Source organism: Neorhizobium sp. T6_25 (assembly GCF_002968555.1).
Classification (GTDB): Bacteria; Pseudomonadota; Alphaproteobacteria; order Rhizobiales; family Rhizobiaceae; genus Neorhizobium.
The window spans coordinates 35,635-49,177 of record NZ_PVBL01000019.1 but is presented as its reverse complement, the minus strand read 5'-3'; the positions used below and the strand labels follow the sequence as shown (position 1 = coordinate 49,177).

Annotated in this window: 12 protein-coding genes; 7 read left to right on the top strand and 5 right to left on the bottom strand. The window is 60.1% G+C overall.

The features are described 5' to 3' along the window. Positions 1–5 precede the first annotated feature (5 nt). Positions 6–1,019 carry a glycosyltransferase family 2 protein gene (locus tag C5L10_RS22425; RefSeq protein ID WP_205837083.1) on the bottom strand — a complete coding sequence of 338 codons (1,014 nt, stop codon included), beginning with the start codon at positions 1,017–1,019 and terminating at the stop codon, positions 6–8. Positions 1,020–1,262: 243 nt separating this feature from the next. Between C5L10_RS22425 and C5L10_RS22420 the strand changes: the two genes are divergently transcribed. Then, on the top strand, positions 1,263–2,468 hold the full coding sequence (locus C5L10_RS22420) for a glycosyltransferase (protein WP_105431465.1): 1,206 nt from the start codon (positions 1,263–1,265) through the stop codon (positions 2,466–2,468). Between the two features lie 24 nt (positions 2,469–2,492). On the opposite strand, the gene C5L10_RS22415 is transcribed toward C5L10_RS22420, so the two are convergent. The 4 genes from C5L10_RS22415 to C5L10_RS22400 all read right to left on the bottom strand — a co-directional run bounded on the left by C5L10_RS22415 (position 2,493) and on the right by C5L10_RS22400 (position 7,145). Continuing rightward, positions 2,493–3,482, bottom strand: a complete 990-nt coding sequence (locus tag C5L10_RS22415) for a glycosyltransferase family 2 protein (protein WP_105431464.1) — start codon at positions 3,480–3,482, stop codon at positions 2,493–2,495. Continuing rightward, positions 3,482–4,243: a CpsD/CapB family tyrosine-protein kinase gene (locus tag C5L10_RS22410; protein ID WP_172717119.1), complete on the bottom strand. Its 762-nt coding sequence runs from the start codon at positions 4,241–4,243 to the stop codon at positions 3,482–3,484. The genes C5L10_RS22415 and C5L10_RS22410 overlap by 1 nt, the downstream gene beginning before the upstream one ends. Before the next feature lie 103 nt (positions 4,244–4,346). Next, the gene (locus C5L10_RS22405; protein WP_105431462.1) at positions 4,347–5,837 is read right to left on the bottom strand and encodes a hypothetical protein; all 1,491 of its coding nucleotides are present in this window, start codon (positions 5,835–5,837) and stop codon (positions 4,347–4,349) included. Positions 5,838–5,891: 54 nt separating this feature from the next. Then, entirely contained in the window at positions 5,892–7,145 is a 1,254-nt protein-coding gene (locus C5L10_RS22400; RefSeq protein ID WP_105431461.1) for a polysaccharide biosynthesis/export family protein, read from the bottom strand. 131 nt (positions 7,146–7,276) lie between these two features. Here C5L10_RS22400 and C5L10_RS22395 point away from each other — a divergent pair, with 131 nt between their 5' ends. The 6 genes from C5L10_RS22395 (at position 7,277) to C5L10_RS22370 (ending at position 13,533) form a co-directional block, all read left to right on the top strand. Continuing rightward, positions 7,277–8,506 carry a hypothetical protein gene (locus C5L10_RS22395; RefSeq protein ID WP_105431460.1) on the top strand — a complete coding sequence of 410 codons (1,230 nt, stop codon included), beginning with the start codon at positions 7,277–7,279 and terminating at the stop codon, positions 8,504–8,506. Positions 8,507–8,775: 269 nt separating this feature from the next. Next, positions 8,776–9,774 (top strand): glycosyltransferase family 61 protein, encoded by a 999-nt coding sequence (locus C5L10_RS22390; RefSeq protein ID WP_105431459.1) that lies wholly within the window; start codon positions 8,776–8,778, stop codon positions 9,772–9,774. Continuing rightward, positions 9,771–10,400, top strand: a complete 630-nt coding sequence (locus tag C5L10_RS22385; RefSeq protein WP_105431458.1) for a serine acetyltransferase — start codon at positions 9,771–9,773, stop codon at positions 10,398–10,400. Before C5L10_RS22390 ends, C5L10_RS22385 begins: the two co-directional genes overlap by 4 nt. Positions 10,401–10,427: 27 nt before the next feature. Continuing rightward, complete coding sequence (locus C5L10_RS22380; protein ID WP_105431457.1) at positions 10,428–12,065, top strand: AMP-binding protein; 1,638 nt, start codon at positions 10,428–10,430, stop codon at positions 12,063–12,065. Then, positions 12,062–12,295 (top strand): phosphopantetheine-binding protein, encoded by a 234-nt coding sequence (locus C5L10_RS22375; protein ID WP_046666358.1) that lies wholly within the window; start codon positions 12,062–12,064, stop codon positions 12,293–12,295. Before C5L10_RS22380 ends, C5L10_RS22375 begins: the two co-directional genes overlap by 4 nt. After that, the gene (locus C5L10_RS22370; RefSeq protein ID WP_105431456.1) at positions 12,295–13,533 is read left to right on the top strand and encodes a type III PLP-dependent enzyme; all 1,239 of its coding nucleotides are present in this window, start codon (positions 12,295–12,297) and stop codon (positions 13,531–13,533) included. Before C5L10_RS22375 ends, C5L10_RS22370 begins: the two co-directional genes overlap by 1 nt. The last annotated feature ends 10 nt before the right edge of the window (positions 13,534–13,543 follow it).

Sequence of the window (13,543 nt, the reverse complement as noted above, 5' to 3'; positions counted from 1 at the left end):
TTGAACTATTTATACTCGATGATCCGCTGTCGACGATTGATCAGCCGGTTTAGGTAGAACTGCGCGATGCCCTGCATTTCCGGGAATTTACCCAGGACGTCGAAAGTTGCGAAAAGCAGAGGATTCCCGAGCGCCGGTCGCGTGCGCCGAGCCAGGCGCAGCAGCTGAAGCGGATAGAGCAGCAGAAGCGCCAGGGCGGCGGGATGAAAAGCCGCGCCCGCGGTTGCTACCAGCGGCAGCAAGCCGCCCCAGAAAACTGCGCGCCGGAGATTTCTCGTCCATATCCGGGATGGCGATCTCCGATGGAGATGAGACACCTGCGCATAGGCATGCCCGCAGCGCACGCTTCTCCGCCACCATTGGCTCAGGCGGCTTATATCCGCATCGTGGCGTGTCATTTCGGAAGGGAGGCGCCAGATCTTCCAGCCTCTCTCGCGCAGGCGGACGCAAAGTTCCGGCTCTTCCCCCGCGATCAGCCCGGCGGAGTAACCTCCGAGATCCTTGAGGACGGAGGCTCTGATGAGGATATCGCCGCCGCATGCCTGAACTTCGCCCGGCGCCCCGTCCCATTCGTGGTCGCACATGGCGTTGAAGATGGTGCGTTCCGGATACCGTTCGCGCCGTCGTCCGAAGACCAGCGCGACATCCTTGCGCATGACCAGAAAGGTCGTGGCTGTCGCTATCCATCCGGTGTCGAGTTCGCAGTCCCCATCCAGGAACTGCACGAAAGCGGTTTCGGGCCAGCGCCGCATGACGGCTTCGAAACCCGCGTTGCGCGCGCGCGCCGCGGTGAAGGGAATTGCCATGTCCAGCGGCACTACCTCCGCGCAGAGGCCGGCCGCTGCCTCGGCGCTTCCGTCGGACGAGGCCGAATCCACGTAGACCGCGCGGTCGCGATGGGTTTTGAGCGAACTGAGACAGTCGATGAGACGCTGTCCTTCGTTGCGTCCGATCACCACGATGCCGACATCCGCGCCGATCCCGGTATAGCCGCGGTGCATTAGGATATCTGCGTCCATGTGTGCTTGTTCCCCGGCCGTTGGTTTGGTGGTCGTCGCCAGTCGCGATCTCGGCCTGCCAACCTGGTAAGCCCATATTCCATTTGTAGAATTTGCGATCGCGGCTGTAAATTTACCTCTTTGGTGGAAGCCGATGCCGCGGCCCTAAGCTCTTTGTCCCACTGAGCCTCCGAAGCCCTTTTTGCTATACCGGTTCCAAGGGGAATTGCCGACGATCGGCAAAGATGAAGGGATGTTTGTGGAATGCGGATTGCGTATTTCACCAACCAGTATCCGGCGCCGAGCCACACGTTCATACGGCGCGAAATTGTAGCGCTGGAGGCGAGGGGGCATCGGGTCGAACGATATGCGGTGCGTCCCTTTCGTGGCGCGCTGAAGGATCCCGACGACATCGGGGAAGCTCGACGTACCAGGCATATCCTGCGCACCCCGATGATGCGGGCCATGGCGAGCGTCGCCCGCCAACTGCTTTCCCGCCCTGGGAATTCGTTGAAAGCACTGGGAAGTGCGTTCCGGTTCGCGAGGACGTCCGGCGGGCGTTACCTGCACCACCTCGTATATTTCTTCGAAGCGATGATCCTGGCCGATTGGTGCCGCAGGGACGAAATCGAGCACCTGCATGTGCACTTCGGCACTAACCCCGCGACGGTCGCGACACTGGCGCATCAGATCGGCGGCATGAAGTTCAGTTTTACAGTTCACGGGCCGGAGGAATTCGATCGGCCCGAAACGCTGGGGCTCGGCGACAAGATCAGGGCTTCGTCATTTGTCGTCGCCGTCAGTTCCTATGGGCGCAGCCAGCTGCTGCGCTGGGCCGACCTTGGAGATTGGCGGAAGATCGAAGTCGTTCATTGCGGCATCGACCAGCGCTATCTGCGCGACGATGTGGACGTGCAGGGCACCAGCCAACGTCTTGTCTGCATCGCTCGGCTGTCCGAACAGAAAGGCCATCTCCTTCTGCTGCAGGCGGCGGCAAATCTGCGGGCCGAAGGAATGTGCTTCCAACTCGTCCTTGTCGGCGACGGCCCTCTTCGGGCAGAAATCGGAAACGAAATCGAACGGCTCGGCCTCGGCGATACGGTCGTGCTGACCGGCACGATCTCGCAGGACGATGTGCGCAGCGAAATCCTCCGGGCCAAGGCTCTGGTCCTGCCGAGTTTCGCGGAAGGCCTCCCGGTCGTGCTGATGGAGAGCATGGCTCTGAAGCGCCCGGTGATCTCGACCTATATTGCCGGTATCCCAGAGCTTGTTCAACCGGACAACGGCTGGCTGGTTCCCGCCGGCGATCTGGAGGCGCTGACCGGCGCAATGCGGCAGGCGCTGTTCGCAAGCGATGTCGAGTTGTTTCGCAAAGGCGAGGCGGGGCGGCGGCGGACGCTCGAACGGCATGACATCAACAGATCGGCGGCGGCGTTGGAAATACTGATGGCCCGACCGGCAGTTGTTTAAACCGGTCGGTATTTGTGAAGGCGGTCAGACCCTGCGAAACGGCCCTGAATGACGAATGAAATCCTGCAGCAGATGTGGCGGTCCGCTTGAGGGCTTGCCTTCTGCGAGAAGGCGGATGCGCCAGGCGATGTGTCCGCAAAGCCAGGCTAGGTCCGAAAGGACCGAGAATGCGGCTCCATGATGCTTGAGATGGTAGCGCCGCCGGGACTCGAACCAGTAGGCTGGCCGCCTGGACGGCTTGACGTGTCGCGTCACGCCCGTCGATTGACCGACCAGGTGGATAACGCGGCTTTGCGGCACGTGCCAGCAGGACCATCCGGCCCGCGCTGCGCGGATACAGAAGTCGACTTCCTCGTAGTAGAGGAAATACCCCTCGTCGAGCACGCCGATCTGGTCGAGGACCTCTGTCCTGATCATCAGGCTGGCCCCGGAAACCCAGTCGATCCGGCTTGGCTCCTTCGGCATGTCGGGGACGATACGCCAGCGTCCGAGCAGGCGGGTGACCGGGCCGAGCCTGGCCTCGCTTTCGAATTCATTGGCAATCGACGGAAAGCGGAAAGCGCAGGCCTGGCCCCGCCCGTCCGGATGTTCCAGACGGCTGCCGGCAATGCCGGCATCAGGCTTGCTGTCCATGAATTCCACCAGACGGGTAATGCTGCCGGGGCGGGCGATGGTATCGGGATTGAGGAGCAGGACATAGTCCGGCCGGCCGAAGTTCGCCGTGGCATGCTCGATGCCTCGGTTGTTGCCGTAGGCAAAGCCGCCATTGGTCTCGAGCGGGAGACATACGGCATTCGTCCAGCCGTTCTCCTCTATGGCGGCCGCAATGAGTTCGGCCGAACGATCGTCGGACCCTCCCTCGACGGCAACGATTTGCGTCCCTTCCGGAACCGTGCCCGGAACGCTCAAGGAGGCAAGGCAATCGATGGTCAGATCGGCGGTCCGGTAGTTGACGATGACGACGACCAATTTCAGCCGGGAGGCGTCGTCTTGCCGGCTATGTTCGACATCCATCAAAGGCCATGCCTCTTCGTCTTGTTCAGGACCACCTGCATGCTTTTTTCGGAGCCGAGATAGCTCCGGCAGATTTCCAGTTCTGGAAGCCTTGACTTACCGACTGCGAGTACGATCACGGCCGTGTCCGACATGTCGACGAACGGGATCACCTCGTCCGAACTCAACATCGGCGGCAGATCGAAGAGAACGATCGTCGGCTTCAGCATCTGTCGCGTGAATTCTACCTGCGCCCTCATGCGGGCGAGGTCAGCCGGCAGTGGAATTTTGCCCGGTCCCCAGGCGGCGCGCAGCAGATGGCAATGAAGGCCTCGAATATCCACCGTCGTCAGCCACCCGCGGATCGGGTCTTCGAATGGTGGACGAGGCGGCAGTCCGAGTATATTGCCGACTGCGGGGTCCCTGGAGTTCGCGTCGATCAGCAAAACATTGGATCCGGGTACGCGGGCAAAGCTCAGCGCCAGATTGATGGCGGTTACGGTGGTGCCGCAGCCGCGCGTCGGGGCGGTCACCGAGATCACTCGCGTGTCTTGGTCCTTGTGTTCGTTCAGCAGCTGATTTCGCAGGACGTCGTAGGCGTGTGCCATCGAACTGTCGCTGTCGAAAGCGATGATGCGATTTGCATACAGAAAGGTGGGAGAGACTGGCGAGAGGTCAGGCCACGGCGGACATTCCTCATGGGGATGGATTCCATTGACCGAGCCGTTGAGGTAGCCGGCATTCAGCTCGGCGAGACCGGTGCCGTCCAGTCTTTCCGCCATTCTTCCTCGAGCTGAGATATTCTTGATGATTTCCATGAAATTCGTGCCCTGTCCCATCAATACGATTTTCAACTAAAGGCGGTGCCGCGGGATTCGAATGATGTTATCCTCCCGCCATCGGACTTGGGTTGGTGAATGCGGAATTCCGGAATGCCCTGGCTAGACGCCGCTTGGGCTTCCATCGTGGAATGACCACCAACGTTTCTCCCGCCAGAGTGTTGTTGAGATCAAACGTGCCGCGGACGGTTCGGTCAAACAGATGTCCGGCGTAAATTCCTGCAGCCGCGGCCATCGCCGCTGCGGCGCAAACCGCGCCGGCCAAATAAAGCCGCCGCGGTCCTGAAGCAATTTTGGCAACTTCCGGCTGCTCGATCACCTCGATCTGCTGGGCGGCATCGCCTTCCTCCAGGCGCTCGCCGAGACGCGCGGCATCGAGTTTGGCTTGCATGTCGTCCATGTTTCGCTGCAGCGAGACTTTCTCGGCTTCGTTCGCTTCGATCTGCGCTCCAACTTCGGGAGCATGAGAGATGATCTCCCGCAGCCGGAGGATGCGGTCCACGAGAGAAGTCCTTTGCGCGAGGTTCTGCTGCTGGCGTGGCTTTGCCATTGCGATACGTTCAGCAATCAGCATGAGCTCGGGCGAAAGCGTCTTGATCTGTTCCGGCGTCGGCATGGTCGCCGATCCATCGCGCGGTGCGGCGGGTGCAACCTGAGCCCGCATCTCCTCGAGGCGCTGCTTCATGGCACGGATTTGTGGATGGGTGTCCGAATAAATGACGGACTTCACTGCGAAATCACGCTCAAGATCGAGGAGCTGTACGTGAAAACGCGTGGTCTCTGTCGTCTGTCCGACGCCCATGCGCAGCTGCGCCTCATAAATCCCGATCTCCTCATTCAGCGCAATGGCCGCGCGATCGAGCGTCGCGAGTTCCACTTCCTTGGCCTGAAGCTCGATTAGCAGGGTTGGAATCCTGGTGGGATGGGACTCTTTGTTTTCTTCGAGATATCTGGTCCAGGCGCCTTCCCTCTCGCGGAGACGTTGCGTGACGTTATTGACTTCCTGCGTCAGGAACTTGGTCGCTTCCGAGGCACGCGCCGTGCGGATGCGCCGGTTTTCTTCGATGACCTGCGACACGAGGTCCGCCACCATATTCGCGGAAACCTCAGGATCGTCATATTTAAAACCGATCCTGACGGAGGCATTGCTTGCGGTGCGGTCGGCTCCGTCTGTCACCGATGTCAGGAGAGTGATGTTGTTGCGTATCACGCCCGCGAAATTGTTCTTGGCCAGGCCCTCCCGCAGATTTGGATAGAGACCATGCTTGTCGGCCAACGCCAGCAGGCTGTTGCGTGAGAGGACCCGTTGCTCGATGAACAGCAGGCGGTCGTTCGATACGGTCGGCGATACCAGCGTTGTCGGTATCTGCTGGAATTCCATCAGCAGCAGCGCATCGGAATAATAGCTCCGAGGCATGGCGTAAATAAAGTACGCCCCGACCATAAGAGTAACCAGAGCGGGCACGATGGCATAGAAAGGTTTGGCGAGCGCGATCTCGATAAAATAGAGAATATTGCGTCCTAGTTCATTGATCATGCTGTCGCCTCATTGCTTCGCGTACGAAATACGTTGGTCATCACGAAGTCTCCCTTATCGAGCCGCTCTCGTCGTTAACCCGGACGTACGGCTTCCGACATGGGCCACTGGCTGTACCGCCCCCGCATCCCGGTTGTTCGCGGGATCGCTGTAGGCCACGCGCAGCAGGTCGCCGGGCAGGATGGGGGTCATCTCGGTTGCGGCGAACTCCCTTGTTTCACCGTTGACGGTCCGCACGATCTGATAACCGAGCATCCGGCGCTCTCTTTGCTGGTTCGAGGCGGCGTTCTCGCCATAGATCGTCATGATCCGCGTGCTGTCGGCAAGCCGCGCCGCGGCCTCCTCCTGTTCGCGCTGGGCTGCATTGAGTTCGACCAGCAATTGGGTCCGTTGCGCCTGGCGTGCGCTGTCATAGCGGGCGAGCTCCGCCATTTTCGCCCGCTCGGCGACTGCGATTTCAGAGGTCAATCGGCTGACCTGTCCCTCGAGTTCAGCGACCGTGCCTTCCTGGACCATCTGCTGGGAGCCTTCGGTCACGCCCTTGGCGACGAGCCCGTTGATGCTCTGGAGGCGACGCCTTGCCAGGTCTATCCGTTTCGTCAGGGTATCGGCCTGCTCCTGCATCGCGAGGCTGTTTCGCTCCGAGAGCTGGTTGGCCTGGGCCTGGGCTTTTTCCTCCATGGCGAGCGTTTCCATCCGGGCATTCAGGAGCGATTGTTCCTGGGCAAGGGCCGGATCGGCGGCGAGGGTTTCGGCCGTGCCGATGGATTTTTCTCCGCGCATTTCCGCCTCCAGGCGGGTGATGCGTGCCCGCAGTTCTTGCAGGCGTTTTTGGGAGTGCTCGACTTCGCGTTTTACCACAACCGACCGGTCCTGATCGGCGGCCAGCAGGGGCGTGCGATACACGCCGCCGGCGACACTGATGCCATGAAGGACGGTCATGTTGGCCCGATACGCATATTCGCCGGGATTGTCGACTTCGCCGAGGACATAGATCAGCTGCGGGTTCTGGGAATTGGGACGCAGCATGATCGTGAGATTGGGGCTGTCCTTGAAATAGGTCTTCAGCCGCCCGAGAAGTTGCGCTTCCAGTTCCGAAAGGGAAAGCCCCGCGCTCTGAATATGGCCCGCGAGCGGGAACGACAGCCACCCATCCGGAGCAATGACGACTTCGCGGGTAAGCTCAGGCTCCTGGGCAATCCATACCTGCAGCGTATCTCCCGGCTGCAGGCGATAGGTCGTCTGAGCTGAAACGTCCCCAAATGTCAGGCAGAGCAACAGCCCCGCGAGACTCGTTATCCCACGCATACAGACCCCCAATGATCGGTAACCCCTTCCCGTCCAACTGGGACAAGACGGTCTATATTAGGGCGGCCTTCGACACCTGCAAACAGAGCACAAAGAGGTAAGCTTCCGGTCCCAAATCCTCCATCTAACGGATGAGCCTGAAAGTACTAATCGACTTTAAGATAAGCGCGTCGCGCACGGAGCCGCTTGCGAAACGACCGGCCGACCTTAACCAATATCTCCTGGTGGCAAAGGTGGTTCAGCCGGGCGGTGCGACCATGCCTGCGCGGTCAACGGCCGTGGTGCTTAACAAACGTCGGAGACCGTTTCAAATGTGTTTTTCGAGGATTTTGACAGCCGCTTTTGCGACATCCACGGTCGGTGCGCTCGCACTCGGCGCGGCCATGTTCAAGCCTGATCCAGTTAGCGCCGAGCGTGGTCTCGACGCTCCACCCCAAGCCTTTTCGGCCGGCAACCGAGATCATATCCTGCTGTCCGGGCACAGCCTGACTGATCAACCCTATCCTGATCATTTGGCGGGGATCGCCCGGCAGGAGGGGATTGCCGTGTCCTGGAGGTTGGAGAATGTGACCGGTTCTTCAATCCAGCAGCGAACCGCCGGCGGGCTCGTTCGATTGAGCGACGAGCCTTACAACGTTCTCATCATCACCGAACAACATCGTGTTCTGGATGCGTTGATGTGGAGCGAAACCGTTCGTTACCTCCATGGCTACCACCATGCGTTCACCACGGCAAACCCAGCTGGGATCACATATTTCTACACCCCCTGGATAAGCCTTTCGTCTCTAGCGGATCCCCATCCGTGGATCGAATATGAGAGGCTGGCTTTGCCCGTCTGGCGATGCGTCGTAAACCGGGTAAACGATAAGATCGGGGCTGCTGGCCGAAAAAACCATATTCGCTTCATTCCAACATCGCTTGCGCTTGCCGAGCTCGTCGCGCGCCTGGCGTCCGATCCAGCCTTTGGCGGATTCGAGGATTGGAATTCGGCGGACCGCTTGAAGGCAATCTTCTCCGATGAGGTTCATCTGACGGAACTTGGCTCCTACTACATGGCAGTCGTAAGCTTTTCGGCGATCTACGGAGTGGATATCCGTCAGCAACGGCCGCCCGCCTTGCTGGATGCCCGGCAAGCCGACGCGCTGAGGCTGTTTGCTGTCGACTTCATGCAGCGTTATCGGGCAATCAAGATGAATGAAGCGCGTGATTGCAAGGCGCCGGTCTCGCTTGCCTTCGCGTCCCACTACGCGAACTATGTGGCACGCGCCTACCCTCGTGAGGGCAGCTATCTCATTACAGAGTTGCTACGCATCCGGAATATTGTCCGTTTTACCTGGCGCTTCAGGAAAGGCCTGGAGTGAAACGGCTAAGGTGGATTGCCCTCGGTTCAGAGCCGATAGCGGCGCTTCGGGAGGGCTGGGGAGCCTACGTTGCCCGATACGCCGAAATGAGTAACCCGATAGCCCAAAGACTAGCGGCGAAACCATTGGCAGCTATGCGAATATCCTGGTCGGGATGCGGAGTTCGCACAACGAAAAACTCCTCTTGTCCGATGCTGATTGCGCCTTGCGAGGATAGTTGGTTGATATCTTTTTTGCCGATTGTGCATTCTCTGAGAAAGATTGCCGGGATGCCTTTCCCGGATATCGAAGCGGTTGCCGTCGATCGCTGGACGATTGCCCCGCAGACCCGGCGCTTCATCCGCCCCGCAAAGTTTTTGCCGCATCATCTCGACCGTATAAAGGGCACTCAGTTCGGGCCGGTCACAGAGATCGTGAAGGGCTTTCGTGGAAACTATGAAACCACCCAGGAGGCCACGGTCGGTTACCGCATCAAGAATGTCGACCTCATCGATGGCGTTCTCTACGCGCCGAAGTCCTCGAGGAGCCTCAGGCCCCGCAGCCGCCGGCTGCCTGTCTATGTGCCTCCCAAGCACTCCACCAGCGGTGCACTGTTCGAGAGCTGGGTCGGCAATCGCTGGTTCGGGAACTGGCTTTCGGATGATTGCCTGACCTATCCGCTGGCGGACGAATACGAAACTCCGATAACGACGCGGCCGATCACGCGGGGGCACGAGCCGCAATATGCCGCTAAACTCGATCTCAAGCCGATCTATGTCAGCGACGTCCATTTCGAGGAGGTCATCCTCTTCAGGGACAAGGGGCAGAACGAGGGCAAGAAGAAACGGGCCGATCAGGTCCGCGAAAAGCTTCTGGCATCGGCACCACCTTTTCCCGTTCATCCGGGCGTCTTCATCCTGCGGGGGAGCAAGGGCGAAAGCCGTATGCTGTCGAACGAGTCCGATATCGCCGAACAGTTCGCGAAGAAATACGGTTTCCGGATCATCGATCCGTTGGCCTCGTCGGTCGACGACATCATCCACGCCTGCGCCGGAGCCCGCATCGTCGCAGGCGTGGAAGGCAGCCATCTGGTTCACGGGCTGATGATCATGCCGCCGGATTCGGCCCTGTTCGTCATCCAGCCGGCAGATCGGGTGGTTTCGGTTCTCAAGGTCATGACCGATCGTCAGGGGCAAGGCTATGCCTTCGTCGTCGGGGAGGGAACCTGCGAGAATTTTCGGGTCGAGTGGAGTGATATCGACCGCACATTGGAGATGGTGCTCGCATGACTTCACGGCTTCGTTTTCTCTATCCTCAATCCGCGGCGATGGGCGACCATAAGGGTGCGGCATCCCCGCATGCGCCTCTCGCCTCGTTTCGCGAACTGGTGCGCAAGGACTACGATCGCCACGGCAGGAGGATCCTCAATGCCGGCTTTATCTCGCTGCTGGTCTATCGCTTCGGCGGGTGGGCGGGGAGCCGCCGGAGCCACCTGGCCAAACGGTTTTTCCAGAAGATCTACGGCGCGATCAACATGGTGGTTTCGACGCTTACGCGGGTGTGGATACCGGCAGAGGTGACGCTCGGCGAGGGTTTTCACATCATCCACGTGGAGGGATCGATTTCGATCCATCCTGACGCCGTGATCGGAAAACGGTGCGGCATCATGCATAATGTCACGATCGGCACGAACATGAGCGCCGGTGCACCCAGGATCGGCGACGACGTCTTTATCGGGGTGAACTCCACCATTCTCGGCGATATTCGCATCGGCGACCGGGTACGGATAGGAGCCAATACAGCGATCTCTACCGACGTGCCATCGGATTCGATCGTCGTCGGTTCCCCGGCCAAGATTTATCCCCGCCTCGGCCCGTTTTCGAGCGAACAGACCAAGACCGATGCCAGTCCCTGATCCACTCATCCGCTGGAGGAGTTTGCCATGAACGCGTTGACCACCAACTTCTATCAGCTTCTGGCTGACAACCTCGTCTCAAGGCCGGGCAAGCCCGCGCTCATCGACGGTCATCGCGCGGCGAGCTATGCCGCGGTTGCGGCCGAAGTGGACCGGCTGGCGGGTTATCTGCAGAGCCGCAATATCCGGCCGGGCGACCGGGTGATCGTGCATCTGCGCAAGAGCATCGCCGAGGTTACCGCCATGTTCGCAATAGCCAAGGTGGGCGGGGTGATCGTCAACGTCAACACGCAATGGACGGTCGAGCAGCTCGAATATGTCGCCAACGACTGTGGCGGACGCCTGCTGATCGTCGAGGCAAGGGTCGCCGAAGCTCTTGGCGCGCGCAAGCTACCTGACACGGTCGACAATGTCCTGGTCAAAGGCAAATTGCCGGCCGACACCATATTCGATGTCTGGGATCATCTTCCGGAAGATCTTTCTGGCGACGAGATTGCACGCCTCGATACAGAACTTGCGATGATCATCTACACGTCCGGTTCGACGGGGATGCCGAAGGGCGTGATGCTGACCCATCGCAACATCGTTGCCGGCGCCCGCTCCGTGTCGCGCTATCTGGGCCTGAGGGAAGACGACCGGCTGCTCAGCGTCCTGCCCTACAGCTTCGACTATGGCCTGAACCAGCTGACGACAATGATGCTGATGGGCGGTACCGTCGTGCACCAGGCGGTGCCAATGGCCACCGAAATCGTCCTGGCGATGCAGCGGCATCGGGTGACCGGGGTGGCCGCTGTGCCTCCTCTCTGGAGCCAGATCGTGCGGCTGCTGAAGGACAATCCCGTGGAATTTCCAGCGCTCCGGCGGATCACCAATTCCGGCGGCAAGATTTCGCTCAACATCCTGGAGCAGATACCGCGGGTCTTCCCGGATGCGGATGTCTATCTGATGTACGGGCTGACCGAGGCTTTCCGCTCGACCTATCTCTCGCCGCAGAAGTTTACCCGCAAGATGGGAGCCATCGGTCAGGCGATTCCCGGCGCCGAAATTTATGTCATCAAGCATGGCGAAGGCATCGCCCATCCTGGCGAACAGGGCGAGCTCGTTCATCGCGGCCCACTCGTCAGCCTCGGATATTGGGGCAAGCCGGAGGTGACGGAGCAGAAGATCCGGCCTTGTCCGGAACTCTGGCACCTGATCGGCGACGAACCGGTCGTCTATAGCGGCGATATCGTCCGGATCGATGCCGACGGCGACCTTTGGTTCATTGGCCGCAACGACGCGATGATCAAGACGAGCGGCTTCCGCGTCAGTCCGGATGAGATCGAGGATCTCGTCTGCCGCAGCGGCGCGGTGGCGGAGGCGGTCGCCTTCGGTGTCGACGACGAGGAACTGGGGCAAACGGTACATGTGGCGATAACTCCGATCGGCGAATTCGACGAGGAGGCCCTGCTGCGCTACTGCCGGCGCGCGATGCCGTCCTACATGGTGCCGCGGCAGTTCCATGTCTGGCCAGAAAGCATGCCGCGTACATCGAGCGGCAAGCTGGCGCGGCCGGATGTCGTGCGCCTTTGTCGCGAATGGATGCAAGGCGGGGAACTTGTCTTCAGCGCGCCTCCGCCGGCAGCTCAAATCAAACTGACCGAAACACGGGAGAACCTGCAATGAGCCTTACCCATGGAAAATTGATTGGTTATCTGCGGGAATCCCTGAATATCGCCCATGCGGACAGCGAGAGCGAACTGTTCTCCTCAGGCCTCCTCGATTCCGTTTCGATGGTGAACCTCCTGGCATTTGTCGAACAAACGACGGGCCTTTCCATTCGCGCCGAAGACGTGACGCTCGAAAACTTCGATACGCCGGAGCGGATCATCCGTTTTGCGGAAGCCAGCGCCTGATGAACCATTTCTCGGCGCTCGATGTCTGGCTGCAGAGTGCTGCGGCATCATTCGGAACCCCCTCTTATGTCTACGTCGCATCGGCGATCGAGAACCGGGCAGCGCTCCTGAGGCAAGCTTTCGAGCAACGCTTCGCATTGAGCTTTGCCGCCAAAAGCAATCCAAACCCGGCTCTGCTTTCCCTCATGAAGGGCCAGGCGGAATATCTTGACGTCTCCTCGATCGGGGAATTCAGGACGGCGATAACGGCTGGATGGGAGGCAGAGCGCATCAGCTTCACAGGTCCTGGAAAACGGCCGTTCGAAATCCGTGAGGCAATAGAAGGTGGCATTGGCGAACTGATCCTGGAATCGGTGCGTGAGGCGGTGGTTGCGAACGCGGTCGCCGGCGAGCTCGGACGTGTGCAGCATGTCCTGGTGCGCATCGCGCCGACCACGGTTCCCAAAGGGTTCGGCGACCAGATGGCCGGCCGGCCGTCAGCGTTCGGCATAGACTGGGAAGATATCGCAAGGGACATCCCCGACATTGCGGCTCTGCCCAATCTCAAGATCGTCGGGCTGCATATCTATTCCGGCACGCAGTGTCTGAAGCCGGAGGCGATCTGCGAGAACTATCGCAACTTCATCGGCATTTTCCGGGAAGTTTGCGAAACCTACATTCCGCGGCCGGAGAAGCTGGTGTTCGGATCAGGGCTTGGAATTCCCTATCACGACGGCGACCTGCCGCTCGACCTTTCCGCGGTCGTTGCCGGCATCGCAGCGGATCTCGACAGCCTCAAGGCGCAGCCGCAATTTGCCGAGACCCGGCTGGTGCTGGAGCTCGGGCGGTATCTCGTCGGCGAGGCCGGATATTTTCTGACGCGCGTCGTCTCGGTCAAGGAATCGCGCGGCGTGCGGATCGGCATCTGCGATGGCGGCATGAACAACCACCTGCCGGCTTCCGGCCATTTCGGGATGGTGATGCATCGGAACTATACGATGCACAAGGTCGGCGGGCAGGGCGAACCGGAGAAAGTCAACCTCGTCGGGCCCCTTTGCACGTCGATCGACCGGCTCGCCGTCGGGGTGATGCTTCCACGGATCGAAGAGGGTGATCTTGTTGCCGTCCACAACAGCGGCGCTTACGGGCTGACGGCAAGCCCGATCCATTTCATCAGCCACGCACCGCCCTGCGAAGTTCTCGTCGAGGCCGCCGGCATGCGCGATGTGACACACATTCCGGCGCTCCCCTCGGCATGACGCCTGCTTA